25 protein-coding genes and 2 riboswitches are annotated in these 25,941 nt (G+C 64.3%); of the genes, 8 read left to right on the forward strand and 17 right to left on the reverse strand.

Annotated elements, in window-relative coordinates:
* Positions 1–18: 18 nt before the first annotated feature.
* Entirely contained in the window at positions 19–984 is a 966-nt protein-coding gene (locus IEX78_RS11965) for a dipeptidase (protein WP_188828970.1), read from the reverse strand.
* A gap of 41 nt (positions 985–1,025) precedes the next feature.
* On the opposite strand from IEX78_RS11965, the gene IEX78_RS11970 reads away from it, so the two are divergent.
* Positions 1,026–3,086, forward strand: a complete 2,061-nt coding sequence (locus tag IEX78_RS11970; RefSeq protein WP_188828971.1) for a prolyl oligopeptidase family serine peptidase — start codon at positions 1,026–1,028, stop codon at positions 3,084–3,086.
* A gap of 16 nt (positions 3,087–3,102) precedes the next feature.
* On the opposite strand, the gene IEX78_RS11975 is transcribed toward IEX78_RS11970, so the two are convergent.
* The 9 genes from IEX78_RS11975 to IEX78_RS12015 form a co-directional block, all read right to left on the reverse strand.
* Complete coding sequence (locus IEX78_RS11975; RefSeq protein WP_188828972.1) at positions 3,103–3,969, reverse strand: alpha/beta hydrolase family protein; 867 nt, start codon at positions 3,967–3,969, stop codon at positions 3,103–3,105.
* Positions 3,969–4,601, reverse strand: coding sequence for a TetR/AcrR family transcriptional regulator (locus tag IEX78_RS11980; protein ID WP_229683900.1), 633 nt, complete (start codon positions 4,599–4,601; stop codon positions 3,969–3,971). Before IEX78_RS11980 ends, IEX78_RS11975 begins: the two co-directional genes overlap by 1 nt.
* A 344-nt stretch (positions 4,602–4,945) precedes the next feature.
* Positions 4,946–5,542 (reverse strand): alkylhydroperoxidase domain protein, encoded by a 597-nt coding sequence (locus tag IEX78_RS11985; protein ID WP_188828973.1) that lies wholly within the window; start codon positions 5,540–5,542, stop codon positions 4,946–4,948.
* Positions 5,539–6,000, reverse strand: coding sequence for a CMD domain-containing protein (locus IEX78_RS11990; RefSeq protein ID WP_188828974.1), 462 nt, complete (start codon positions 5,998–6,000; stop codon positions 5,539–5,541). Before IEX78_RS11990 ends, IEX78_RS11985 begins: the two co-directional genes overlap by 4 nt.
* Positions 5,997–7,028, reverse strand: coding sequence for an LLM class flavin-dependent oxidoreductase (locus IEX78_RS11995; RefSeq protein WP_188828975.1), 1,032 nt, complete (start codon positions 7,026–7,028; stop codon positions 5,997–5,999). The genes IEX78_RS11990 and IEX78_RS11995 overlap by 4 nt, the downstream gene beginning before the upstream one ends.
* Positions 7,025–7,771 carry an ABC transporter ATP-binding protein gene (locus tag IEX78_RS12000; protein WP_188828976.1) on the reverse strand — a complete coding sequence of 249 codons (747 nt, stop codon included), beginning with the start codon at positions 7,769–7,771 and terminating at the stop codon, positions 7,025–7,027. Before IEX78_RS12000 ends, IEX78_RS11995 begins: the two co-directional genes overlap by 4 nt.
* On the reverse strand, positions 7,761–8,636 hold the full coding sequence (locus IEX78_RS12005) for an ABC transporter ATP-binding protein (RefSeq protein WP_188828977.1): 876 nt from the start codon (positions 8,634–8,636) through the stop codon (positions 7,761–7,763). The genes IEX78_RS12000 and IEX78_RS12005 overlap by 11 nt, the downstream gene beginning before the upstream one ends.
* Positions 8,623–10,458: an ABC transporter permease gene (locus IEX78_RS12010; protein ID WP_188828978.1), complete on the reverse strand. Its 1,836-nt coding sequence runs from the start codon at positions 10,456–10,458 to the stop codon at positions 8,623–8,625. Before IEX78_RS12010 ends, IEX78_RS12005 begins: the two co-directional genes overlap by 14 nt.
* Entirely contained in the window at positions 10,458–11,597 is a 1,140-nt protein-coding gene (locus IEX78_RS12015) for an ABC transporter substrate-binding protein (RefSeq protein WP_188828979.1), read from the reverse strand. Before IEX78_RS12015 ends, IEX78_RS12010 begins: the two co-directional genes overlap by 1 nt.
* Positions 11,598–11,615: 18 nt before the next feature.
* Positions 11,616–11,734: riboswitch (SAM riboswitch) on the reverse strand.
* Positions 11,735–11,953: 219 nt separating this feature from the next.
* On the opposite strand from IEX78_RS12015, the gene IEX78_RS12020 reads away from it, so the two are divergent.
* Entirely contained in the window at positions 11,954–12,142 is a 189-nt protein-coding gene (locus IEX78_RS12020; RefSeq protein ID WP_229683901.1) for an NAD(P)H-dependent oxidoreductase, read from the forward strand.
* Positions 12,114–12,228, reverse strand: a riboswitch (SAM riboswitch). (Overlaps the previous gene by 29 nt.)
* 165 nt (positions 12,229–12,393) lie before the next feature.
* Positions 12,394–13,215, forward strand: a complete 822-nt coding sequence (locus IEX78_RS12025) for a DUF4265 domain-containing protein (RefSeq protein WP_188828980.1) — start codon at positions 12,394–12,396, stop codon at positions 13,213–13,215.
* Here IEX78_RS12025 and IEX78_RS12030 read toward each other — a convergent pair.
* Positions 13,200–13,715 (reverse strand): DUF5063 domain-containing protein, encoded by a 516-nt coding sequence (locus IEX78_RS12030; protein ID WP_188828981.1) that lies wholly within the window; start codon positions 13,713–13,715, stop codon positions 13,200–13,202. The two genes, IEX78_RS12025 and IEX78_RS12030, sit on opposite strands and share 16 nt — an antisense overlap.
* A gap of 235 nt (positions 13,716–13,950) precedes the next feature.
* Between IEX78_RS12030 and IEX78_RS12035 the strand changes: the two genes are divergently transcribed.
* Positions 13,951–14,409 carry an SRPBCC family protein gene (locus IEX78_RS12035; protein WP_188828982.1) on the forward strand — a complete coding sequence of 153 codons (459 nt, stop codon included), beginning with the start codon at positions 13,951–13,953 and terminating at the stop codon, positions 14,407–14,409.
* A 118-nt stretch (positions 14,410–14,527) separates the two neighbouring features.
* On the opposite strand, the gene IEX78_RS12040 is transcribed toward IEX78_RS12035, so the two are convergent.
* Positions 14,528–15,322: an alpha/beta fold hydrolase gene (locus tag IEX78_RS12040; protein WP_188828983.1), complete on the reverse strand. Its 795-nt coding sequence runs from the start codon at positions 15,320–15,322 to the stop codon at positions 14,528–14,530.
* Between the two features lie 219 nt (positions 15,323–15,541).
* Between IEX78_RS12040 and IEX78_RS12045 the strand changes: the two genes are divergently transcribed.
* Positions 15,542–16,228, forward strand: coding sequence for a ZIP family metal transporter (locus tag IEX78_RS12045; protein ID WP_188828984.1), 687 nt, complete (start codon positions 15,542–15,544; stop codon positions 16,226–16,228).
* A gap of 106 nt (positions 16,229–16,334) precedes the next feature.
* On the forward strand, positions 16,335–17,138 hold the full coding sequence (locus IEX78_RS12050) for a DUF6585 family protein (RefSeq protein ID WP_229683902.1): 804 nt from the start codon (positions 16,335–16,337) through the stop codon (positions 17,136–17,138).
* Between the two features lie 90 nt (positions 17,139–17,228).
* On the opposite strand, the gene groL is transcribed toward IEX78_RS12050, so the two are convergent.
* From groL to IEX78_RS12075, 5 genes are all read right to left on the reverse strand, one after another.
* Positions 17,229–18,854, reverse strand: coding sequence for a chaperonin GroEL (gene groL, locus IEX78_RS12055; protein WP_188828985.1), 1,626 nt, complete (start codon positions 18,852–18,854; stop codon positions 17,229–17,231).
* Between the two features lie 209 nt (positions 18,855–19,063).
* Positions 19,064–19,795 (reverse strand): Clp protease N-terminal domain-containing protein, encoded by a 732-nt coding sequence (locus tag IEX78_RS12060; protein WP_188828986.1) that lies wholly within the window; start codon positions 19,793–19,795, stop codon positions 19,064–19,066.
* Between the two features lie 50 nt (positions 19,796–19,845).
* On the reverse strand, positions 19,846–20,928 hold the full coding sequence (locus IEX78_RS12065) for an NAD(P)/FAD-dependent oxidoreductase (RefSeq protein WP_188828987.1): 1,083 nt from the start codon (positions 20,926–20,928) through the stop codon (positions 19,846–19,848).
* A gap of 148 nt (positions 20,929–21,076) precedes the next feature.
* Positions 21,077–21,946 carry a CDP-alcohol phosphatidyltransferase family protein gene (locus IEX78_RS12070; protein ID WP_188828988.1) on the reverse strand — a complete coding sequence of 290 codons (870 nt, stop codon included), beginning with the start codon at positions 21,944–21,946 and terminating at the stop codon, positions 21,077–21,079.
* Positions 21,946–22,659 carry a phosphatidylserine decarboxylase gene (locus IEX78_RS12075; protein WP_188828989.1) on the reverse strand — a complete coding sequence of 238 codons (714 nt, stop codon included), beginning with the start codon at positions 22,657–22,659 and terminating at the stop codon, positions 21,946–21,948. Before IEX78_RS12075 ends, IEX78_RS12070 begins: the two co-directional genes overlap by 1 nt.
* Positions 22,660–22,926: 267 nt before the next feature.
* Here IEX78_RS12075 and IEX78_RS12080 point away from each other — a divergent pair, with 267 nt between their 5' ends.
* Both IEX78_RS12080 and IEX78_RS12085 read left to right on the forward strand, forming a co-directional pair.
* The gene (locus tag IEX78_RS12080; protein ID WP_188828990.1) at positions 22,927–23,955 is read left to right on the forward strand and encodes a beta-ketoacyl-ACP synthase III; all 1,029 of its coding nucleotides are present in this window, start codon (positions 22,927–22,929) and stop codon (positions 23,953–23,955) included.
* Positions 23,956–24,263: 308 nt separating this feature from the next.
* Positions 24,264–25,931, forward strand: a complete 1,668-nt coding sequence (locus tag IEX78_RS12085) for an NAD(P)/FAD-dependent oxidoreductase (RefSeq protein WP_188828991.1) — start codon at positions 24,264–24,266, stop codon at positions 25,929–25,931.
* Positions 25,932–25,941 lie beyond the last annotated feature (10 nt).

Below are 25,941 nucleotides of genomic sequence, written 5' to 3' on the forward strand. Positions count from 1 at the left end.
CAAAGCGTGGTGATCTTGTTAGCGCCAGACCGCCCCGGCGACGCGACGGAAGTTGCCGCCGAAGATCGCCGCCTGGTCTTGCTCGCTGAAGCCACGCTTCGCTAGCTCATCCGATAGCGACGGCACACCTGACTCACCAAGTAAGTCCTCCGGCGAAACCCATTGCAAAGGGCCATATTTCGTGTAGTCATCGGAGAACGCGCCCGGGTTCGCCGCGATCTCGGCGTTGAACTCATCACCGTCAAACGAGTAGTCCGACCCGACACCGATGTGGTCGATGCCGACCAAGTCGACGCCGTAGCGGATGTGGTCAGCCATCGCGGCGACCCGTTCCGCGCGAGCGCCGGGAGCGTTCTGACCGAGAAAAATGCCGACGCCGTTGATGCCGATCACCCCTCCCGTCTCAGCGCACGCGCGAGCCTGGTCGTCGGTGATGTTGCGCGGATGTGCCCACAGGCCAGCGAAATTCGAGTGACTGTAGATCATCGGAACCGACGTGACAGCGGCGATGTCGAGACCCGTTCGCTGCGAACAATGCGAGCCGTCAGCGAACATCCCGACCTCATTGAGCCTGCGCACCAACTCTTTTCCATAGCCGGTGAGGCCAGTGTCGTTGGTGTCTAAGCATCCGCACCCCGCCGCGTTCGCGTGGTTGTAGCTCGGCAGCAGCGAGCGGACGCCGAGGTCGTAGAACATTTCGACGTTGTCGAGGTTGCCGCCGAGCGGGCCCGAATCTTCCAGGTCGAAGGCCAGCGCGATCTTGGTTGGGTCGCCAATGTCGTCGATTGACGTGACAAGCCGGAACCGCTCATCGGCGTGGCTGCGGAAATCGTGCAGAAAACCGAGCGCGTCGGAGGTGGTGTGCGGCGAATAGCCAACGTTCACCGACGCGTACGTTCCGGCCGGGTAGCGAGCCACCTCATCAAGTCGACCGGTTCGGTCTAACGGCAGGCAGCAGTGCTGTTCCCACAGGAAAGGCGGCATACCAACCGACCCTATCTCGGGCTATCGGCAACAATGGCGACATGAGCAGCGTTGAGGAAAACGTGACTGATCCCTACCTGTGGCTCGAAGACGTGACCGGCGAGGACGCCCTCGACTGGGTGCGCGCCCGCAATGACGTCGTTGTTCAACGCTTCGGGTCAACCGACCGCTTCGCCGACTTCGAATCCCGCGTCCTCGCGATGCTCGACGACGACACCAAGGTCGCCTACCCCGGCAGGCGCGGGAAGTGGCTCTACAACTTCTGGCGCGACGCGGCACACCCGCGCGGCGTATGGCGGCGCACCACCTTCGAGTCGTACGCCACCGACGCGCCTGAATGGGACGTGATCATCGACGTCGACGCGCTCGCCGAAGCCGAGGGCGAGAACTGGGTGTGGGGCGGTGCTGGCGTGTTCCGGCCGACCCAGGAACGCGCCCTTGTCTCACTGTCGCGCGGCGGTGCCGACGCGACGGTCGTTCGCGAATTCGACATGGAGACAAGGAAATTCGTTACTGAAGATGAAGGCGGTTTCGTGCTGCCCGAAGCCAAGTCGCGCGTGGGCTGGATCGACATCGACACCGTCTACGTCGGCACCGACTTCGGCCCCGGCTCGCTCACCGACTCCGGCTACCCGCGCATCGCCAAACGCTGGCGACGCGGCACTCCGCTGACCGAAGCGGAAACGGTGTACGAGGGCGAGCCGAGCGACGTGTCGATCAGCGTCGGCTACAGCCGTCATCCCGGTTATGAGCGGCACTGGCTTGGTCGCGCGACCGACTTCTTCAACGAAGAGGTCTTTCTGCTCGATGACCAGGGCGAATGGCAGCGTGTCGACGCACCGACCGACGCCGACGTTTCGTCATACAAAGACTGGCTGCTCATCCGCCCGAAAACCGCGTGGGAGGTCGGTGGCGAAACCTACGCGCCAGGTTCGCTGATTGTCACGAACCTGCCCGCGTTCATGGCTGGCGAACGCGAGTTCGAAGTGTTGTTCACCCCCGACGCGCACACCTCGCTCGACGGGTACGCGTGGACGGAAAATCACCTCATCGTCGGCACCTTGCAGGACGTGCAGACGAAACTGCGCGTGCTCACCCCCGGCCCGGACGGCTGGACAAGCGAAGACTTCCCCGACGCGCCGCCGATGTCGAGCATCTCGGTGAACAACCTCGACCCGCTCGAAGCAGGCGACGAATTCATGCTCACCACAAACAGTTTCACGCAACCGACGACGTTGTTCTCCACCGCGATCGGTGAAACTCCGACCGTACTCAAGCAAGCACCCGCCTACTTCGACGCTGAAGGCATCGAGGCCGAGCAGTTCTTCGCGACCTCCGACGACGGCACCCAGATCCCGTATTTCGTTGTGCGACACCGCGACCGACGCGGCACACCGGGCCCGACGATCATGAACGGCTACGGCGGCTTCGAAATCTCGCAAACACCAGGATATTTGGCGACCGCTGGCATCACCTGGCTCACCCGAGGCGGCACGTTCGTCATCGCCAACATCCGCGGTGGCGGCGAGTACGGACCCGAGTGGCATACCGCTGGGCAGAAGGAAAACCGGCATCTGGTGTACGAGGACTTCGCCGCTGTCGCGCGAGATCTGGTGTCGCGCAACATCACAACGCCGGACCAGCTTGGCGCGGTTGGCGGGAGCAACGGCGGACTGCTGATGGGCGTGATGCTCACGCGCTACCCCGAACTGTTCGGCGCGATCGTCTGCCAGGTGCCGTTGCTCGACATGAAGCGCTACCACCTGCTGCTGGCTGGCGCGTCGTGGGTGGCCGAGTATGGCGATCCCGAAAAGCCGGAAGAGTGGGCGTATTTGAGCGAGTACTCGCCGTATCAGAACACTGATACGCATAAGCAGTACCCGCCGATTCTGCTCACCACGTCAACGCGCGACGACCGCGTCCACCCGGGGCACGCGCGAAAGATGGCCGCGCTCTTGGAGTCTCAAGATCGCACTGTCTGGTACTACGAGAACATCGAAGGCGGCCACGGCGGCGCTGCCGACAACAAACAGTCGGCATTCAAGGCCGCGCTGGTTTATGAGTTCTTCACGCAGATGCTTGTTGAAGGTCGCAAGGCCTAGTAGGTCTCTGCAAGCGTTAGCGGTCGCGCAACCACTTCTCGACTAGGTCGACCGTTGAGTTCGGGTCGGTGATCCAGCCGTTGTGTCCAGCGGGCTGGGTCACCGTCTCGCGCGTGATGTGCGCTTTGGGCATCTTCGAAAGCAGATGTTCGGCCGAAGATTCCGGCGCGAACTCGTCGTCGGTGAATCGCACGGAAAGCACCGGCAGCGTCAGGCGACTCATCCGTTCGTCGTAGTCGACGTCGGCACCCACCGGGACAAACCGGCCGGTCCTGGCAAGACGCGCCCAGTCCGCGATCAGCACCTTGGACTGGCGGCCGAAACCGCGACTGCCGAGCAGGTCGCCCGGCCAGAAACCAGCGAGATTCGCCGCGACGGCGACAGCGGCCGTTCCGACCAGCACACCCGGTCCGAATAGCCCACGATAGCCACGAAAATACGGCGTACCCGACGCGACAAGCAGGAGCCCAGCCACCTTCCCGCGCGCGCGAGCGGCGTACATCGTCGCGAGCTGGCCGCCCAGGCTGTGCCCGAGCAGATACGGCGTCGAGTCAGGAAAACGCTCGCGGACCACTGAAAGCATCGCGGGCAGGTCGACGGTCACCAGCTCGTGATAGCCGTAGGCGCTCGACGAATCCGGCTTGCCGCTGTCGCCGTTGCCGCGCAACTCCCCGATGGCGACATCGAATCCGCGTCCCGCGAGCACCTTCGCGAAGTATTCGTAAAACTCTCCTGGCACTGCGAGGCCCGGCAAGATCAAGATCGCTGGACGCGGCAAGTCCGCGCTAACCGGGTGTCGGTGCGCGCCCGATGCGGGAAAAAGCCGAACGGGCAGCGTGGTCCCGTCGGGGACCTGAACCTCAACGCGCTCGACCCGGGCCATCAGGCCCGAACCGCCCCGAGAATGATCCGGGTGAGTACCCGAATCACATCGTCGAGCGGCTGGCGAGGTTCGGTGCCGCTCCACCCGTCGACCACGTAGTTCACCGCGCCGATCACCGCGAGCACGCGCATGTCGTAGTCGCCCTCGGGAATCCCGCCTTGCAGCGCGGCGTCTTCGGCAGCGCCCGCGAGCAGCGAGCCCCACACCCGACGAAGCTCTAGGCGAAACTTCTCCACCTTGGGACCGGCACCGACCACCTCAACCAGCGCGACGCGCGCTTTGCGCGGATCTGCCCCGATCGATTCGATGTAGGCGCGCACGGCCGCTTCAATCTGGTTGGGAACGCTTGCGCCCGTTCGAGTTTCGAGGGCGGCGGCGACCGCTTCGCGTGACGCGCGGTCGATCTGCTCGAAAAGTTCAAGCAGGAGCGCTTCGCGGCCGGTGAATTCCTCGTAGAACTGTCGCGAGGAGAGCCCGGCATCTTTACAGATCGCCCCAACAGAACTGTTGGCGTAACCGTCGCGCGCGAAGACCGTGAGGCCCGATTCCAGAAATCGCGCACGCCGCTGGCGTTGCCGGTCCTCTACGGGTTGCCCGGCATACATTCTTCCCGTATTCGCATCCTGAGACATTGCCGCTGACAATACCGAAGGGCCCGATCCCCTCGTCATGGATCGGGCCCTTCGGTTGGCATGTATGGCTTACCGCGCGTTAGCCATACATTTGCCTTGTCGGATTAAGTGCCCGACGACTGCAGCGAACCGGTGGTGAGCGAGCCCGTAAGCAGCCCAAGCAACAGGGTCAAAATGTTGCCGTCGCTGGTGTTGCCGGTGTCGGTGATGTTGTACAGCATGTTCACTCCAATAGCTCTGTGACGGTGGAAGTCACTGGCCGTTTGCCAATTCCGACCATAGTCACGCGAGTTGTGAAGAGTGAGTGTTTTAAAGGAAATTACTCATCTTTTCTTGATGAGGTGTCAAGCCCCCGAAGTCTCTGGCTCACCGAGACTCAGCATCATCCGGTTTGCCCACGAAAACGACGCAGTCGACAACACCAGATCATGAATGTCGGAATCACTGAATCCGAGTTCACGCAACCGGCCAAGTTCCGCTTCGCCCGCACGCGGCGGCTGCGCTGCTAACGCGGTCGTGAAATCGATGATCGCGTCCCATCGATCGTCGATTCGGACCGTAACCCCTTCATCAAGCAGCCGCTGCACATCATCGGTTCGCTTTGACAGGTGCGACGTGAACCGCGAGTGCACCGACGCGCAGTATTCGCAACCATTGGTCCGCGACGTGACGGTGGCAGCGAGCTCCCGCTCGGCACGCGTGAGCCCTTCGCGACTGTAGAAGATGTCCTTGTCGTTGGCGCTGCGCTCGGCGAGGACCTCGGCGTTGCGCGCGAGGAGTCGGAAGTAGGGGCTCTCGCCGCGCGCACCTTCGAGCAGCGCAAGCTGGTCGGAGTTGGCGTCAGCGAGTTGGATCGGTTCGACCCACGGCACCCAGCCCAGCTCGTCTTGCGTGAATCCGGTTGGGCGACGGCCCGTTTCGACGTCGCGTACTTCAGTCACCGCTGCGCTCCGATCAGGCTGAGTCCGGCGAGTACCCGGATTTGGTAGTTCACGAAGCCGACGAGCTGGGTCACCGTGACGATGTCGGTTTCGGTGAGGCCCGCGCTAGTCAGGACGTTGATGTGGTCGCGGGTGCTTTCTACCGGCGCGAGGGTGAGCCTTGCCGCGTGACGGAGCGCGGCGGCCAGCTTGACGTCGCCATTTGAATCCGCTTCCGTCCCAGCGCTTCCCGCCTTCGCGGCGTAATGCTCGGCGAGTTTCTTCGCTTCGGCGAGGGTGGCGACGTGCGCGGCGATGGCGGCGAGCCGTTCCGGACCGAACGCCTGACCGGCAGGCCCGTCGAAGAGCGCATCGTAGGTGCCCTGAGTGTGTTGCTTGACTACCTGCCGTGTTTCGCGGAGCGTCGCGACCTTGGCTGCCGTTTCGGCACCAAGAACGGCATCGATGACGTCGGTCATTGTCGCCTTTCGTTGTCGGCGCGCCACCCGAGCTGGGGCGCGACCTTGGTTGCGATGAGTTCGATCGAGCGCAGCGCGGTGCGCTGATCGGGGTCGACCGGGTGAATCTGGACGATGAGGTCGGTCGCCTGGGCGACCGAGCGATCGGCGCCGAGCGCTTCGGCGACCTGGTCGGGCGTACCGATGTAGGAATCGCGAAGGATCTCGTCGACCGTTGACGCCATACCGACCACACCGGCGGTGCGTAGATGGTTCAGGAAGCGAACCGCGCCGCGTTCAGCCAGTTCGCGTGCCTCGTTCGCGTCGTCGGCGACAAACACACTGCGAGACGCGCCAATTCGCGGTTGCCCGTCGCCGGTCAACGCCGTGAGGTAGGCGTCGATGAGCGGTTGTTGCACTTCGCCGATATGCGCGTCGCGTTGCGCCTCGCTGCGCGGCTGGGTGCGCGAAAGGAGCAACCCGGCGCCCGCTTCGCTGGCGCGTCGCGCACCGTCGGCCGAGAAACTCGCGTGCCAAACACGATTGGCGAGCGTGCCCGCGGCAGGGTGCAGACTCCAGTCCCCTTCACCGGATGGACTAGCGACGAGCGGTTGGCCGGCAAGGGTCGCGGTGACCTTCGCCAACTTCTCCGCGTACACCCGTTGCTTGTCCTCGGGATCGATGCCGAACAGCGCGAACGTCGACTTGGATCCGCCACTGCCGAAACCTAATTCGAGCCGGTTGCCCGAAAGCGAGTCGAGCACAGCCGCATCCTCGGCGACGCGGATCGGGTCTTCAAGGGCGAGCGTGATGATCGCGGTGCCAAGTCGAATGCGCTCGAAGCGAGCGGCCGCATGTGCGAGAAAGACTAGGGGCGAAGGCAATCCGCCCTCGGCCGGGTCGACGTGGTGCTGCGCGACCCACGCCGTGTCGTAGCCGAGCTCTTGGGCCAATTCGATTTGCGCCAACGCGTCGGTATAGACCTGACCCGCGCTGATGTCGTCGGCTGGCCGAACGAGTCGGGTGAACAATCCGAGGCGCTTGGTCATGCGGCTTCCTTCCCAAGGTAGGCGTCGCGGATGGCGGGGTTGTTGAGCAGTTCGGCAGCGGTGCCGCGCAGCACGATCTCGCCGCCGCGAAGCACATTTCCGCGATGCGCGATCGACAGCGCTAGCTCGGCCTGTTGTTCCACGATCAGGATCGCGAGGCCTAATTCCTTGTTGAGCCTTGCGATTTCGTCGAGCACGCGGTCGACAAAGAGCGGTGACAAACCCATCGTCGGCTCATCCATGCAGATCAACCGAGGCTTGCTCATCAACGCGCGGGCGAACGCGAGCATCTGCTGCTCACCGCCCGAGAGCGTGCCAGCGTGCTGAGTCCGTCGCTCGCGCAGTCGCGGGAAGTGCTCGTACAGCTCGTTCGCGCGGGCGACGAGCACCGAACGACGTTCCTTGCGGATGTACCCGCCGACGAAAAGATTCTCCTCGACCGACATTGCGGGGAAAACCCGTCGCGCTTCTGGCACCGACGCGAGTCCCGCGGAGATGCGGGCGGCGGACGCGCTGGAACTCACGTCGACGCCGTCGATACGCACCACGCCGGAACTCGGCTTCAGCAGGCCAAGCGCGGTTTTCATCGTTGTCGACTTGCCCGACGCGTTGCCGCCGAGCAGGGAAACGATCTCGCCGGGGTGGACCTGTAGCGACACCTTGTCCAGCGCGCGTGACGGCCCGTAGTGCACGGTCACCTCGTCGAATTCGAGGATGGGCGTTGATGTTTCGCTAGTGGGCACCGGTGGCTACCTTCTCTTCGTTCCGCAAGCGGCGGCGGCCCAGGTACGCCTCGATCACTCGTTCATCGTTTTGAATCTCGGCTGGCTTTCCTTCGGCGATGATGCGGCCCTCGTCGAGCACGAGCACCCGGTCCGACAACGAATTCACGAGTTCAAGCTTGTGTTCGACAAGCACGATCGTCTGGCCTGCGGCCTTCAATTCAGCAAGCTGACGGCCAACTTCGGCCGTCTCGGTCTGGTTCATTCCCGCCGCGGGCTCGTCAAGCAACAGCACGTGCGGGCGCAGCGCTAACGCGCGCGCGATTTCGGTCCGTCGACGGTTCGCGTACGACAGCGTGTACGCGTTGTTGTCGGCGCGTGGCACGAGTCGTTCCGGGAAACGGGCGAGTTCAGCGTCAACGAGTTCGGACGTACGGCGTGTTTCCGCCCGCACGGCAGGCGTTGGCAGCAGCGCGAGCGCCGTTTCCGCGAGCAGCGGAACCCACCGCAACACCGGAAACCGCGCGAGCGACTGCAACGGTCGCGCCGCCGTGATCCGGGTGTGCAACCCAATCTCGACGTTCTCGCGCACGGTCAAGTTGCCGAACACGCGCCCATTCTGGAACGTGCGGGCAATCCCGGCGCGAGCTGCCGCTTCCTGCGAACCGGCGCGCAGCCGCTTGCCATCGACCTCGACGTGCCCCGCATCGGGACGCAGCAGTCCCGAAATGAGGTTCACCGTCGTCGTTTTCCCCGAACCGTTCGGCCCGATGATCGAAACGAATTCGCCTGGGGCAACAGTGAATCCGACCCCATCGACGGCATGCACGCCACCGAAGAACCTCCGTAGTTCGCTCACGACGAGCGCTGCTTCAGACTGCGACACCGACGCGCTCCTTTCGTACCAGCACGCCCTGGGGGCGGAACCGGATGATCAACAGCAACACCACGCCGTAGAGCAAAATTCGCGCTTCGGGCGCGAGGCGAAGCGCCTCAGGCACGCCGATCAGCACGATCGCGCCAACCACCGCGCCGTAGGGCGAACCGGTTCCACCGAGCACGATGATCGTCACGATCAGCAGCGACATCGACAGGTTGAACACCGTCGGGTCGATGTAGCTGTACTGATGCGCGAGCAGCGCACCCGCGATGCCGGAGAACAGCGCGCTGAGCCCAAACGCGAGCGCCTTGTAGTCGCGCACCGGAATGCCCGACGACTTCGCCGCGACCTCGTCGGCACCTACGGCGCGTAAGGCGACACCCAACCGGGACCGTTGCACGCCAACAACAACGGCGAGCGTGATCGCGAGTACCGACAGGTCAAGCAGGAAGATCTCGGTGTTGTCGGCCAACTCGTACCCGAGAATCGACGGGACGGGAATACCGAAGATCCCGTAACTGCCGCGTGTCAGCGACTCCCAGTTGCGAATCACCGCGACGATCACGATGCCGATCCCGAGCGTGGCGATCGCGACGTAGTGACCGTTGAGATTCCACAGCGGCGCGGCGAGCACCGACGACACCACCGCCGCGAGCACCCCGCCAGCGATCGCCGCCGCGAGGAACGGCCAGTCGTGCGCGGTCGTGAGTACCGCGGAGGTGTACGCGCCGATCGCGATCGGGCCTGCCTGCCCGATCACCAGCTGCCCGGCCGAACCGGCGACCAGCGTCATCGAAACCGCGATGATCGCGTACGCGAGGATCTGCGTGCCGACGGTGATCGCGTAGTTGTTCGCGACCAGCGGCACGATCACCGCGACGCCAGCAAACACAACGACCGCCTGCCACCACCGCACCCGCAACTGGCGACCAAGTCCAAGGAACGTGCCGGTCAGCGGCTCAGCGCTAATCGCGGGCACCTTCGCGAGCAGGCCGCCAGGGCGCAGGATCAGGAATGCGACGAGCACGCCGAAAGTGATCAGGTCGCGGTATCCGTCGCCAAAAATATAGATGCCGAACGCTTCGAGAATGCCGAGCGTGAACCCGCCGATCACCGCGCCGGGAATCGACCCGAGCCCGCCGATCGTCGCCGCGACGAAACCGGTGAGCCCAGCCAATGTGCCGCTGGTCGGCGAGATATTCGAGTTGTAAATGCCGACGAAAATGCCAGCCAGACCACCGAGCCCGGAGGCAATTGCGAAGGCGAGAAGCTGAATTCGGGCCACGCCGATGCCCATCTGCGCGGCGGCGTCGGGGTCTTGCGCGGTCGCGCGAATGGCGAGCCCGTAACGACTGAACCGTAGGAAGCCAGCAAGGCCAGCCATCACGGTCAAGGTGATCGCCAACATCACGACGTCGGAGGTGCCGAACCGCACGCCGCCGAGCTGAAAGTTGTTGGTTTCCAGCACATGTGGGAATGGTCGGGTGTCCGGGCCGAAGACGACCTGGGTCAGGTTCTCGATGATCAACCCAGCCGCGACCGTCGCGAGCAACGCGGCGATCGCGGGCGCTTTTCGGAGCGGATGGACCGCGATCACGTCAATGAGAATGCCAACCGCCGCCGTGATCGCGACAACCAGAATGATGGCAAGCCACAGCGGCGTGTGTTGCTGGGCGATCAGCCACCAGCCAAGAATGGAACCAAACGCGAAAACCGCGCCGTGGGCGAAGTTGATCACGTTGGTTACCCCGAAAATGAGGGTGATGCCCACGGCAAGCAGCGCGTACGCGTTGCCGTGGACCACACCCGCGATGAGCGTGTCGAACATCAGTGGTTGCCGGTCGGGACGAACTTGCCGTCCTTAAGGATCAGCTCACGCGGCTTGACACCCTTGGGCCGACGGATCTCCTGGTCGAAGGCGAAGATGCCCAAACCCAGTCCGCTGAACTGCTTTTCGGTCTTGAGCCCGTTCAGGACGCCTTCGCGCGTTGCGCCGCCCTTCTTCGCCGCTGCCACAACGACATTGAGCGCGTCGTAGGCGTAGACGTTGAAGTCGCCCGGGTCGACGTTGAACTTCTGCCGGAACCTCGTGACGAACGCCTGAACCTTCGGGTCCGGGTCGGCCGGGCTAAAGATGCCGTTCACGATGTCGCCGTCGGCGGCCTTGCCAGCAAGGTCGATGAACTGGGGGGTGTTCTGGCCGCCAAAGAACTGGCCGGTGAAGCCGACGTCGCGCAGCTGCTTCACCACGAGCGCGCCGTCGGGGCCGTAGCCGAGATGCACGAACGCGTCGGGGTTGGCTTCGCGGCCCTTGATCAGGATGGGCTTGACGTCGGTCGAGTCTGCGAGGATCGGCGACGAGTACACGATCTCGACGCCCTTCTCCTTCGCCGACTTCTGGAAGAAGTTGAAAGCCTGCTTCCCCCAGTCGGATTCGAGGTAGACGACCGAGACCTTCTTCGCCTTCTTCTTAACCCACTCCGCGTTGCGTTCCTGGAACACGTCGAGGGTGATCGATGGACTCCACGAGTACTCGCCACCCTTGGTGAAGTCGACCGAGGAATTGGTGAAGCCGTACTGAACGAGCTTGCCCCGGTTATAGATTGGCGAAGCGGCGATCGACGCGGGCGACGAGAAATCGCCAAGCTCGGCGATGATGGACTTGTCCTCGACGAACTTCGTCGCGATCGGCACGGTCTGCTTCGGGTCAGACTGCGAGTCTTCCCACTTCAGCTCGACCTTGCGGCCGTTGATACCGCCCGCGGCGTTGATTTCTTCCAGCGCGAGGTCGAACCCCTGCTGCCATAGCCGCCCGTACTCGGCTGATGGGCCGGTCTTCGGTCCGGAAACGCCGAAGTAGACCGGGCCCGCGTTGGACGACTCGGACGAATCATCACTGCAACCCACCACCGCGGCCGCTACAGTTACCGCTGCGAGGGCGCCCGCGATGATCTTGAAACGCGACATTGTCTTCCCATTCTTTCTAGCCAGCGCTTGCGGCATCTGGATCGATACCGCCTGGTCGTCACCCGGGGCACCCCACCGCCAAGCGAGGGTTGCCGATCAGCGAGCCGGGGCTCGATACAGTGCTGATACTCGTGACCGCGAACGAAAAGTAGCAGCGGGTTTCCGCACGTCGCCGCACCATTGATCTTGTTATGGGACAGCGCGATACGGGGTAGCTGCGGCAATTAGCGTTGCTACCGGTTGGAATCAGCGTGAGACAAAATAAGCCGACCGCGTGGTCGGCTATCGCTGGTGGATCAGCGCACTAAGCGCCAAACCATTGGCCCATTATCGGAGTGCGAGTACTGCTTGTTCTCATGACAACTCTGCTGCACATCAATGCGTCCGCGCGGGGCGAGAACAGCCAATCTCGCGCTATCGCAACCACTTTCATCGACGGCTTGCGCGCGAAAGATTCGTCGCTCGAAGTCGACACCATCGATCTTTTCGACGCGGGACTGCCCGACTTCGGCACCCACGCCGCCGCCGCAAAGCTACTGCGATAGCTCCATCCGGTCGTCACCCGGAGCACCCCGCCGCCGTGGAGGGTTGCCGCCCAGCAAGCCGGGGCTTGACGCTGGAACTCGTGACCGTCAAACCGAAAGTTATTACGCGACAACCTCTTTGAGAAGACTTGCACCCAGGCTGCGAAAAAGTCGGCCCGTGCGTTCACGCCCCGCAGCGACAGGACTCGCCCAGTTGTCCGCGCGGGCTTGAGGCTCGCCCGGGGTCCGGGTTTTCACTACGCTTCCAACCCATGACGCCAACCACCGACGACGACGTCGACTACGTTCGGGTCGTTTTCCGGCTTCCCAGCGACGACTCCGGCTGGCACCCCGCCGGGACCGAGCGGATCTGGGCGGTCCGGCTCGATGACCAGCGCGTTCGCGTCGAAAACATCCCCTTCGCCGCGCGTGGGGTCGCTGCTGGCGACATCCTCACCGTCACTGCCGACGAAGACGGCGTGCTCTGGGCAGGCGACGTAGTTGAGCCGTCCGGGAACTGCACTATCCGGGTGATTCCCGTCGAAGGTTGCCTACGCAGCGGCGTCCGCAAAGCAGTAGGCGACGCGTTCGAACCGCTCGGTGTTGAAGGTGAGGGCTCGCGAACCGGTCTGGTTTCACTCAACGTCCCCGGCGGTGCCGATCTAACCGAGGTGAAGGAAACCCTCGAACAGGGCCACGCCGACGGCCTGTGGGTATACGAACTCGGCTCGGTGACCGAGGCGTGGCAGGCCGCAAGCCCAACTTTGCCCGCGACGAACCCAAGCGACCCGCCCCCAGCCGACTACGGTTTGGCGTTCCCCGACGACCTCGCCGCCATCGTCTACCGCACGGTGCTCTCCGGCGAAGCCCCGCCCTTGGTAGTACTCCACGACCCCGACGGCGACTGGATCGTCAGCGACGGCACCCACACCCAACCAGACCCCGACTCCGCCGCCTTGGTCCACATCCAACACGTGGTGGACAACGACTCATCCGTCCTTGAACTGGCGAACCTCCCCGCAGGCCGAATTGCGTGGCGCGACACCGCAACTGACCCGTGGACGATCGAGGACTTCAGCTATCCAGCGGAGTGACTAACCCGCTTATCTTGAAGCAACGCGTGCAGCGGGCGCAGCGCCTCGACCGCGTGTCGTCCCCAGTGATGGTGAAACGAGAGGCGCCACTCGAAAACTACGTCGCGCCAATCACTTCCGTTGTCGAGCGCGGCGATTCCGGTGCGCATCTCGCGCCAAATATCGGCGATGTCGTCTGCGAGGGAGCCGGCACATAGGTTCGAATCAAGCTGCGCTATATCAAGATTGGTCCAGTACAGGTCCGCGTTCCCGAACCCGTCGGCCATCTCGCGATAGCGCGCATACCAGGCGTCGCGGTCAACGGTACGCGGCAAGTCGGCTTCAGTCGGGTCAACCTGAGGCAGCGCACTCCCCGCAGCGACAAGGTGCGCGAGCGGCGCGACTAGCCGCCGTGCCGCGTCCTCAACGCTGGCGCTCTCAGCAATGCACTCCACCGCGCCACAGAACGCCCGCGCCGCATCAACAAACGCGACCACGCTCGCCGGAGGTTCACCACTCATGCGCTAAGCCTGATTGCCCTGATCGTCGCAAGCAAGCCAAGAGTGTGGGGGTTGTCGCCCGGCAAGCCGGGGCTTTGCGCTGGAACACGCGCCGACTTAAACGGAAACTGTTGCGCGACAGCCTCTTTAAGCGAACTTCCGCCCACCCTGCGAAAAAGTCCGCCCGTGGGTGGATTCGGGCCGCAACAGTCCTGCCTAAGCTGAGCGCGAAACATCATCAACCCGGGAGGCAACGTTGCCGAACAATCTTGAAGCCAGCATCGACATTGCCGCGTCGCCGGAGAAAGTTTGGGCCGTCCTTTCGGACCTGCGTCGGATGCCGGAACTGAGCCCGCCGACGTTCAAGGTGCTCACCAGCCGCAACCCGAAGCCGGGCTCGTTCATGGTGAATGTCAACAAGGTGAGCTGGTGGAAGATTTACCCAACCACGTCGCGCGTCGTGCGCTTCGAGCCGAACAAGGCAATCGCGTTCAAAATGAACGAGAACGGCACCACCTGGACATACGAACTCACCCCCACCGCGACCGGCGGCACGCACGTGGTCGAGACCCGCACGGTCGGCCCCAAGGGCCTCCCGAAGTGGTTACTCGTCGCCATCAACGCGCTGATGGGCGGCGAGAAGCAGTTTGAGTCCGACCTGACGAGGGGCATGGAAGAGACCCTCGCGAAGCTGAAGACCATCGCGGAGCACTAGCCAGCGTTGCGGACAAAGCCCGCCGACATTCGCCGGGCTTCGTTCGTGCTCAGCTAGCTTCCGACGTCCCCCTCCGCGACGCGCGAGCACCGCCGAAGCTTCGCACAGGTGGCCGTCGCTAGAGCTTGCTCGACCCGCCGCTTGCGATGAATTCGGTTAGGACAGAAGCGAATTCGTCCGGCTGTTCGACCTGGGGCGAGTGGCCCGCGTGCTCGACCAGGTGCGTTTGCGCGCCCGCTTCCGCGAAGCGGGACAGGGTCGCAGTGGCGTCGTACAGGTTGTCGTGACGGCCGTGGATCGCGAGGACCGGGACGGTCAGCGCTGCCGCGCGGGCGTCGAGTGGGTTCGCTGCCAGGTCGGCGCGGCGGTTGCCGACCGCGTACGCCAGTCCGTCGGGCATCGCGGTACGGAAATCCCGCACGATCCAGTCGGCCGCCCCGGGCGCGCCGCCGAAACGGAAACCCGGCGCGAAACCCGCGCGGTTACCCAACCGGACGATCGTGGACGGGGTGAGTCGCTGGACCGCACGCACGACCGGGGCGCGCACGATCCAACTCGCCGCGCTGGGAAAACGGGCTGTTTCGTAATCGGGACCCTGCCCAACGACCACTACACGCGCGACGCGGTCGGAGGTCGCGGCGAGTTCCAGCGCCAACTCCGCGCCGAAGGAGTGGCCGACGACCGTCACGTCGCGCAGGTCGAGTTCGTTGACGAGTGCGCGGATCGGGCGGGTGCGGGCGGCCGCGCTGAAGTCGCCCGACTGTTCGCGCGTATCGACTCGGATCACGCGGTGCCGCGCGCGCAGCCGGTCAGCGACCGCGCCGAACCAGTCCGGCGAACCCGGGATGCCGTGTAGGAACACGATCGCGGGACCGTCGGCCGCACCCTCGTCGAGGTAATCCACGTCAACCACCCTAGTCACCAGCCGTGCCCCCGGAGTTTGCCGTCACCGCCACAAGATCAACACGCTCTGGTGGAGAAACCCACTCGACCGATGCCGCCACGAAAGCGTGCTGATCTTGATTGGTGGGTAGCCAACCGGGCGCGCACCCGCCGACTCGCTCGTTTTCCGCACCCACGCCCGACACCCTCGCTACCGGCTCGGCGCAGCACTTCGCCATAGGCTTTGCAAATGCTCACCGCACTGCTCTACGGGCTTGGCACTGCGCTTCCGCTGCTGGTCGGCGTTGCGGTTGGGACGCGGTGGCGGCTGCCGAAGCCCGTGCTCGCCGCGATGATGGCGTTCGGTTCGGGCACGATGATCGCCGCGGTGTCGCAGGAACTGTTCGCGCCCGCGTTTGATCAGGCGGGCGAAGTGATCGCGGGGTGCGCGCTGTTCGCGGGAGCCGCGGTTTTCGTTGTCGGGACCCGGCTCATCGAGAACAAACTCGGTCGCGCGGCGATCGGCTGGGCGCTGCTGCTCGGGACCGTGCTCGACGGCGTCCCGGAAAACCTCGCGCTTGGCGTTTCGCTCAACGAGGGCGCTGGCCTCGTGCTGCTCGTCGCGATCGCGACAGGAAACGTCCCCGAAGCGATGAGCGGCGTCGAGTTGATGCGCAGGCAACACGGTTACTCGCCGTCGCGCACCTTCGCGCTCTGGGCTGCGACAGCGGCGGTGCTGGTCGCGGTGACCGTACTCGGCGACAGTCTCACAAACACGGTCTCGCACACCACAATCAGCGCGGTGCAGGCGTTCGCGGGTGGCGCGACGCTCGCCGTTTTAGCGGATTCGCTTATGCCAGAGGCATATCGAGAAGGCGGCTGGTGGGTCGGCATGGCGACAGCGGCCGGGTTCTTCGTCGCCTTCGCCATCGGGTAGTCGACTCTCGCCCGGTCAAGGCAAGCTTTTTCGGGCACACCGGTGGCAATTCGGGCGCGGTTGCAATACAGTTCGCCGCGGACGAAAACGCCTCTTGGAGGGACGCTTGATCACTCCGAACAGGCCGGAGGACCACACCGATGACGCGCGACACCGAGTGCCGCTCACGCAGTTGATCCACCTCATGGCCGAATACCAGCACCTTGGCCGACATTGCGACACCTATCTCGCAACGCCAGCCGACGACATTTTTGTGCGCGGATGCGGCATTGTCGCGGGAACTTTGGGCACCATCGGCATCATTTGTCTCGTGGTCGGCGCGTGGCAAGGCGGATTGCCGCTCATGATCTTCGCGTGCGTCCCGCTGCTGCTCGCACTGCGACGCGGGATGATCAACCGCCAGAACCGCGCGGCCCGCATTGACGTGTTCGACTTCGGCGTCACTGTTTACCGCACCGGTCAGCGGGTCGCCGGATTCCGTTGGGACACAATGGAAGTGCGTCAGCACGAAATCCCGTTCCATGACAGCGCGACGGTGGCGTATCACCTTGAGCTGTCAGGCCCTGGCGGGATCGAGGAGACGGTCGCCGACACCGACTTCGCCCGCCCGCGCGAATGGGCGCGCGCCATCCAATCCGCCGTCACCGCAACCCAATTGCCCGCCGCGGTCGAGGAAATCGACGCTGGCGGCACGGTAGTTTTCGGCGATGTCGGCCTGAACTTGGACGCGCTGACCTATGAAGACGAGGAATTGCCATGGGAGGCAATCCAACTCATCGACGCCCGCAGCGGCCACATCCGCTTGAAGGTGGCAGGCAACTGGAAGTCGCTGGCCCCGGTAGGCACCATCCCCAACTTCTACATCTTCAACGAGCTGGCCGAGCGCTTGCGCCTCACCCCGGTGAGCTGAAGCGCAGACTCCCCTACTCACGCCGAAGGCCGGTCCACCAAACGGTGGACCGGCCTTCGCAACTTACGTTGAACTACCTGATCGGGGAGATCAGAAGTCCATTCCGCCCATACCGCCGGTCGGGTCGCCAGCCGGGGCCGACTTCTCCGGCTTGTCGGCGACGACAGCCTCGGTGGTGAGGAACAGGGCCGCGATCGACGCCGCGTTCTGCAGCGCCGAACGGGTGACCTTCACCGGGTCGGCAACGCCGGCCGCGAGCAGGTTCTCGTACACGCCGGTGTCGGCGTTGAGGCCCTCGCCCTCGGGCAGGTTCGACACCTTCTCGGCGACAACGCCCGGCTCAAGGCCAGCGTTGAAGGCGATCTGCTTCAGCGGGGCACCAAGGGCGACGCGCACGATGTTCACACCGGTCGCCTCGTCGGGGGTCAGACCCTCGAAGCCGTCGAGCGCGGGCGCCGACTGCAGCAGCGCGACGCCACCACCAGCGACGATGCCCTCTTCAACGGCAGCCTTGGCGTTACGCACGGCATCTTCGATGCGGTGCTTGCGCTCCTTGAGCTCAACCTCGGTCGCAGCGCCAGCCTTGATAACGGCAACGCCGCCAGCCAGCTTCGCGAGACGCTCCTGGAGCTTCTCACGGTCGTAGTCCGAGTCCGAGTTCTCGATCTCGGCGCGGATCTGGTTGACGCGGCCCTTGATGGCCTCCGCGTCGCCCGCACCCTCGACGATGGTGGTCTCGTCCTTGGTGACGACAACCTTGCGCGCCTGGCCGAGCTGCTCAAGACCGGCGGTCTCCAGCGAGAGGCCGACCTCTTCGCTGATGACCTCGCCACCGGTGAGGATGGCGATGTCGGCGAGCTGCGCCTTGCGACGGTCACCGAAGCCGGGGGCCTTGACGGCGACCGACTTGAAGGTGCCACGGATCTTGTTGACGACCAGGGTCGAAAGTGCTTCGCCCTCAACGTCTTCGGCGATGATCAGCAGCGACTTGCCAGCGCCGATGACCTTCTCAAGCAGCGGAAGCAGATCCTTGACCGTCGAGATCTTGCCCGCGACGAGCAGGATGTACGGGTCTTCGAGGACCGCTTCCTGGCGCTCGGGGTCGGTCACGAAGTAGCCGGAGATGTAGCCCTTGTCGAAGCGCATACCCTCGGTGAGCTCAAGCTGCAGCCCGAAGGTGTTGCTCTCCTCGACGGTGATGACACCTTCCTTGCCGACCTTGTCCATCGCCTCGGCGATGAGCTCGCCGATGGCGGGGTCGCCAGCGGAGATGCCAGCGGTGGCGGCGATCTGGGCCTTAGTGTCGATCTCCTTGGCGGAGTCGAGCAGCTTGGCGGTGACGGCCGAAACGGCCTTCTCGATGCCGCGCTTCAGGCCGAGCGGGTTCGCGCCGGCCGCGACGTTGCGCAGACCTTCACGCACGAGCGCCTGGGCGAGCACGGTTGCGGTGGTCGTACCGTCGCCAGCGACGTCGTCCGTCTTCTTGGCAACTTCCTTGACCAGCTCAGCGCCGATCTTCTCGTACGGGTCCTCGAGGTCGATCTCCTTGGCGATGGAAACACCATCGTTGGTGATCGTGGGGGCGCCCCACTTCTTCTCGAGGACGACGTTGCGACCCTTGGGGCCCAGCGTCACCTTGACAGCGTCGGCGAGGGCATTGAGACCCCGCTCGAGACCGCGACGGGCCTCTTCGTCGTACGCAATTGTCTTGGCCATTGCGTTGAGATCCTCCACATGTCTATGGCTGACACACGAGACGACCACAGGTTGGATCGCCCCCGTTTACGCTGGCCAGGTGCGGTGCCCGCGACGGACGACCGAGGGTGTCGATGGAACCCGATCTCACCGTCCCGACCTGGCACTCAACAGTAGAGAGTGCCAAGCCCATTTCTAGCACTCACCGGGTGAGAGTGCAAGGTTGGGAATCAGTCTTCGCGCGTGTCCTCCGTTGACGCGGTGAACTCGGCGAGCAGCCGAACCAGATCCGCTTCAACCACAGCCTTTTCCAGGCCAAGCGTGTTGAGAATGCCTGTGCCGTCCTCTTGTTCGAGCAGCGCGAGCAGGATGTGTTCGGTGCCGATGTAGTTGTGCCCGAGACGAACGGCTTCGCGGAAGGTGAGCTCAAGCGCCTTCTTCGCGTCACCGTCGAAGGGGATCAACGCGGGGATATTTTCGGCCGCAGGCGGGATGACGGCGGCGGCTTGCACCTGCTCGGGAGTCACGCCGCGCGCGAGCATTTCCTGGACGGCGAGCCCCGCCGGTTGGGTGAGCAGCCCGAGCACGAGGTGGGTTGGGGTGATGAACGCGTTGCTGTTTTCGCGCGCCGATTCCTGCGCCGCGACGACAACCGCGCGGGCGCGCTCAGTAAAACGCCCAAACCCCTGCGCTGGATCGAGTGCGGCGGTGTCTTCGGGTTGCTTTGGGACGAAACGCTTTTGGGCCGCCTGCTTGGTGACGCCCATGCTCGCGCCGATGTCAGTCCATGACGCGCCGGAGCGCCGAGCTTGATCGACGAAGTGGCCGATGAGGTGGTCGGCCACTTCGCCCAGCTGCCCGGCGACGACTACGGCGTCGTTGAGCTGGTCGAGAACGTTGTCGGGGCGAGCTTTTTTGATGCCGTCGATGAGGTCGTCGAGGCGAACATTAGGAGTAGACATGCCGTCAACTCTAAGTTGACGATCCGCCCGCGTCAACCACTAGTTGACGATCAGTAGAGCCCGACCGTCCATGCGGTCCCGAGCACGATCAGTTCCTTAGCCCAACCACCGACGCGGCCGGTCAGCACCGTTTTCTTCGGTGAATCGTCGGCGTTGACCAGCTGCAAAACCGCGTTACCACGCCCCAGGCTGATGCACTGGGCCACGTACGGCGACTTCATCGGCGCGACATTCTTACCGCGCGCACGGGCCGCGATCGCCTTCGCCGCGTACTGGGCCGACGGGATCGCCGTCGCGCACGCCATGCGCAGCGGGCGGTCGTTCGGACCGAGCATCAGCGCCGCGTCGCCGACCGCGTAGATGTCGGGATGCGAGATGGAGCGAAGGGTGTCGTCGGTTCGAATGCGACCGTCCGCATCGACGGCAAGACCCGCGCGACGAGCAAGGTCGGGGACGGTGAAGCCGGTTGTCCAGACCGTTGTCGCGGCTGGAATCAGCGTGCCGTCGTCGAGCTTGATCGAATCCGCCCTCACTTCAATCACCTTGGCGCCGGACACAATTCGCACGCCAAGCGCGGTGAGCCTCGCGTGAATCGCCTGGTGCGCCTTCGCCGACAACCAGCCGCCCGGCTCGTTCGCGCCGAGCAACGTGATGTCCGAATTCGGTTGCGCCTGAGCAAGTTCCGCAGCCAACTCAATGCCAGTCGCCCCCGCACCGACAACCACAATCTGGCCCGACAGCTCGGCAACGTCCTCGACCGTCGCGACGAACCGCGCGTGTTCGGCGACACCGGGCACCGATGTGCGATCAGCTTGGCTGCCGAGCGCGTAGACGAGGGTGTCGTAGTGCAGCGTCCACTCGCCGTCGAGCGCGATGATCTTCTCCGCCGGATCCACTGCGGTGATGCGCGCCTGAATGAACTCAATCCCCTTGCGGCCAAGCGACTTACGAAGATCGAGCCGCTTCACGTCCTGCCCGGCCGCGGCTTGGTGCAGCCGAACCCGCTGAATGAACTCACCGCGCCCATCAACAACGGTGATCGACGCGTCGCGTGTCTTGCGAGCGAGCGCCCGCGCCGCGGTAAGCCCCGCATACCCTGCGCCAATGACAACGATCCGATGCTGAGTGGTCATGGTGACTCCTTTGTCGCGATGCCGCGTTGGTTCGTCCATCACCATTTAGTCCCGATGGCCGCCGCATCCGCGATAGCGCTGCCCCGTGAACTCACTCACAGTAAGAAGTGAGCCCTCACGCCACAACGTGACGCGAGGGCTCAACGACTCACTCCCGAGGGCGGCGCAAGCGTAAGCGCGCCGAGCCCCGGATTGCCGGGCGGCGGATGGTTGGTAGGCGGCTCTGTGCCCGCCGCTGCGCGCGACGTTCCGCAGGCTTGTGCTGCCACGTCTCCGGGCGCGCCGCCACCCAGCGGGCCGAGCGCCACGCGAACGGGATGTGGATCAAATACAACGCGACCAAGATCAGCAGCAACACGATCGGGAACGTCACCAGTAAAGCCGCAGCCAATGCTGTGAGCACAAGCAAACCAGCCGCCGCCTGAGGCGCGACCGAAACCGACTTCATCGCCAAGGTCGGAATCGTGCTCACGCACAGCAGTGCGGCGAAGATCGTCCACGCCGAAACCGCGACGAAGCCGTCCCACCAACCGTCGCCGAACTGCACCTTCAATGCGATCGGGACCAGCGCGATCAACGCCCCAGCGGGCGCGGGCACGCCGGTGAAGTACTCGCGTGCCCAGTTCGGTCGCGTGTCGTCGTCAAGCAGGGTGTTGAAGCGCGCGAGCCGCAATACAAGGCTCACCGCGAACAGCAGCGCGACCACCCACCCGACGGTGTACTCATGCAACAACGTCACATAAAGCACGAGCGCGGGCGCGACGCCGAACGAGATCGCATCTGAAAGCGAGTCGAGTTCAGCGCCCATTTTCGACGTTGCGTCGAGCATGCGGGCAAGTCGACCGTCGAGGGTGTCGAGCACGGCGGCCGCGCCGACCATCGCGAGCGCGATGCCAAGTTCACCGTCGAGGCCGAACTTCACCGCCGACAGTCCCGAGCACAGCGCGAGGATCGTGACGACGCTGGGCAGTAGGCGGACCGGGCGAGGACGAGGACGTTTTCGGGTTGCCGCTTCCATCACCGAAGCACTGCCAGCACGGTTTCGGCACCGATCGTGCGCTGCCCCGGCGTGACGAGCAGTTCCGTGCCGACGGGGAAGTACGTGTCGACGCGCGAACCGAAGCGAATGAGTCCGTAGGTGTCGCCGATGGTGAGTTTGTCGCCGACCTGGGCGTCGCAGACGATGCGCCGCGCGAGCAGCCCGGCGATCTGCACGACGATGACTTGGCTGCCACCCTCGGTGTCGATGACCATGCTGTTTCGCTCGTTGGCCTCGCTCGCCTCGGGCAGGTCAGCGGAGAAGAATTCGCCCTTCTTATAAGCGATTTCGCTGACCACACCCGAAACGGGAACGCGCTGCACGTGCACGTCGAGCACTGACAAGAAGATGCTCACGCGCGGCCGCGGCTCGGTACCGAGGCCCAATTCGCTTGGCGGAACGGCAAAGTCGACGAGCGCGATCTCACCGTCAGCGGGCGCGACAACAACGCCGGGCCGGTTCGGCGGAACGCGACGCGGGTGGCGGAAGAAGGTGGCGCAGGCGAGCGCGGCACCGATGCCAGCGCGACGCACCCACTTGTTGCGTCCGCCGACGACAGCCACCGCGAGCGGGGCCGCGATAAACGGCAACCCGGCCGGATGTAGCGGCGGGACGGCGGCCCGAACGAGGTCAAGCACATGGCCGACCCCGGTGGTCTCGGGCGTGCCGGGCGGGGTGGGACGGCGTGCCACGGGTTCCCTCTTTCGTGTGACGACAACAGCGCTCACACCTTACGGGAATAGGGCGCGGCTCACCTTGGTCAGTGCGGGGCTTCCCGCAAGTAAACGCCTGGAATTCGAGCATATACCCGCCAAAGCGCGCTAATATGAGGCAGCCTCATGTCTGGGCGTTCACCAAGTCGCAACGCACGGTCAAACCGACATAGGGCGCTGATTTCGCTGGCTCGCGTACACCCGGCGGTAATCCCGACGGTCGAGAAGGTACATAGGAGAACCACGATGGCTGCTCACATCGCCCAGACACCTGGCACCGAGCACACCGCGCTGCTCGGACTCGGGGTATATCGCCCGGAACGGGTGGTCACCAACGAAGAGGTCGCAGGCCCAATCAACTCAAGCGACGAGTGGATTCAGACCCGCTCGGGCATCAAAACACGCCGTTTCGCGTCGGCTTCGGAAACGATCCAGAGCATGAGCGTCGCCGCCGCCGACGGCGCGATCGCTGCCGCTGGCATTCCGGTCGAATCGGTTGGTTGCGTCATCGTCGCCACCTCGACGCACCTGATGCAAACCCCGGCCATCGCACCCGCGATCGCAACCGAACTCGGCATGGTCGGCGTTCCCGCGTTCGACATTTCCGCTGGTTGCGCTGGCTTCTGCCATGCGGTCGCACTGGCGTCGGACCTGGTTCGCGGCGGTACGGCAACCAACGTGCTTGTCATCGGCGTCGAAAAACTCACCGACACGATCGACCCAACCGACCGTTCGACGGCGTTCCTCTTCGCCGACGGCGCTGGCGCGGTGATCGTCGGCGCGTCCGACACCACCGGCATCGGCCCGGTCGAATGGGGTTCCGACGGCAGCCAGCACCAAGCGATCAAGCAGACCAAAGACTGGATGACCTACCTCGACGAGGTCGCCGAGCACGGTTCCGAAGCCACCCGGCCCTACCTCGCGATGGAAGGCACCGCCGTCTTCCGTTGGGCAGCGCACTCGCTGGAAAAGGTGTGCCGTGGCGCGATTGAGCGGGCAGGGCTGACCACCGACGACCTCGACGCGATGATCCCGCATCAGGCCAACGGTCGGATCATCGAAATCATGGCCCGCGTGCTGAATCTGCCTGAGCACTGCGCCCTCGCCAATGACATTGCGGAATCAGGCAATACGTCGGCCGCGTCGGTTCCGCTCGCGATGGAAGCGTTGCTCCGCAAAGGCGAGTCTTCCCCCGGCGACACCGCGCTCTTGATCGCCTTCGGCGCCGGACTTTCCTATGCCGCACAGGTTGTCACGCTGCCGCCGTGGAAGTAGCTATCCCGGTTGCGCCGCATCGGACCCATCTGGCAAACTTATCGCAAATCTGCTGTGGCTTGACCGTTATGAGGTCCGAGGTGATCCGCCGTGAAACTGCGTTCGTTCCTGCCCCGCAGGCCAGGCGCTAACGAAGTCCCACTGCTCCCCGCAATTTCCCCCGATTCGCATTCCGCGTTACGCGGCGCGTTCGTTGGCCGATCCCGGCGTGAGGAACGATTAGAGCGGCTCCTCACGCCCACCGAGCTCGATTTAGTGCAGCATCGGCAGTTCTGAATCAGCCCCCGATTGGGGGGATACTTGATCGAGTGAGCACTCCTTCGGTAACCAAGCCAGCCATTTTGAGCGTTGACGACGATCCTGGCGTCTCCCGGGCGGTGGTGCGCGACCTGCGCCGCCGTTACGGGGCCGATTACCGCATTCTGCGAGCCGAATCAGGGCAGGTCGCGCTGGAGACGCTGCGCGAGCTGAAGTTGCGCGGGCAGCCGGTCGCGGTGCTCATCGCCGATTATCGGATGCCCGGCATGGATGGCATCGAGTTCCTCGAACAGGCGATGGACCTGCATCCGTTCGCACGTCGGGTACTGCTCACCGCCTACGCCGACACCACGGCCGCTATCAACGCGATCAATGTCGTCGACCTTGATCACTACCTGCTCAAGCCGTGGGATCCGCCAGAGGAAAAGCTCTACCCGGTGCTCGACGAACTGCTTGCCGCATGGCGTAGTGCTGAGCAGCGCCCGGTTTATGAGACGAAGGTCGTTGGCGACCGCTGGTCACCTCGGTCGTCGCAGGTGCGAGAGTTCTTGGCGCGCAACCAATTACCGTATCGCTGGTACCCCGCCGACGAGCCCGAGGGCGCGCGCCTGCTTGAGGCGGCGGGCGCGACAACGACATGTTGTCCGGTTGTCATCACCGCCGACGGGCAACCGTTGATCCAGCCGACCGACAGCGAGTTGGCCGAAAATGTCGGGCTCACCATCGAAGCCAGCGGCGACTTCTACGACTTGATCGTCGTCGGCGGTGGACCGGCTGGCCTGGGGGCCGCGGTGTACGGCGCGTCGGAAGGGCTGCGGACGGTACTCGTCGAACGCACCGCAACCGGTGGTCAGGCTGGGCAGAGTTCGCGTATCGAAAATTATCTTGGCTTCCCAGACGGGGTTTCGGGTTCTCAGCTCGCCGACCGCGCCCGCAGACAGGCCGCCAAGTTTGGCGCGGAAATCATCACGACCCGCGACGTTGTCGCGCTGGAGGTCAACGGGTCAGCGCGTACCGTTCGCTTCGCCGATGGTGGAAGCCTGTGCGCGCACACGGTTTTGATCGCGACAGGCGTCGACTACCGACGCCATCCCGCGCCAGGTATCGACGAATTTACTGGTCGCGGTGTGTATTACGGCTCCGCGATGACCGAGGCTGCCGAGTGCGCGAACCAAGAGGTCTACATCGTCGGTGGCGCGAACTCAGCGGGCCAAGCGGCAGTCTTCTTGTCGCGCAACGCCCGTCGTGTTCACCTCATCGTGCGGGCGGAGTCGCTTGAGCAGTCGATGTCGCACTATTTGATTCAGCAGATCGCCGAGATCGACAACATCATCGTGCACCCGCGCACCGAGGTGATCGGTGTGGACAGCGACGATCACGTCGAGCGAATCATCTTGCGCGACAATGCCGCTGGTACGGAAGAAAAGGTCGACGCGCAACGCCTTTTCCTCTTCATCGGCGCTGCCCCGCAAACTAGCTGGCTCGACGGCGTCGTCACCCGCGACGACGCCGGTTACGTGCTTGCCGGGCCCGACCTGATGGTCGACGGCGCGCGCCCAGCCGGGTGGGAATTGCCAAGGCCCCCACACCATTTGGAGACAAGCGTGCCCGGCGTCTTCGTCGCGGGCGACGTGCACGCCGACTCCGCGAAACGCGTCGCGTCCGCCGTCGGTGAGGGTGCGATGGCCGTCATGCTCGTTCACCGCTACCTGGCCTAACCGAGGAAAC

It is taken from the genome of Nocardia camponoti, from assembly GCF_014646135.1.
In the GTDB taxonomy this organism is placed as follows: domain Bacteria; phylum Actinomycetota; class Actinomycetes; order Mycobacteriales; family Mycobacteriaceae; genus Nocardia; species Nocardia camponoti.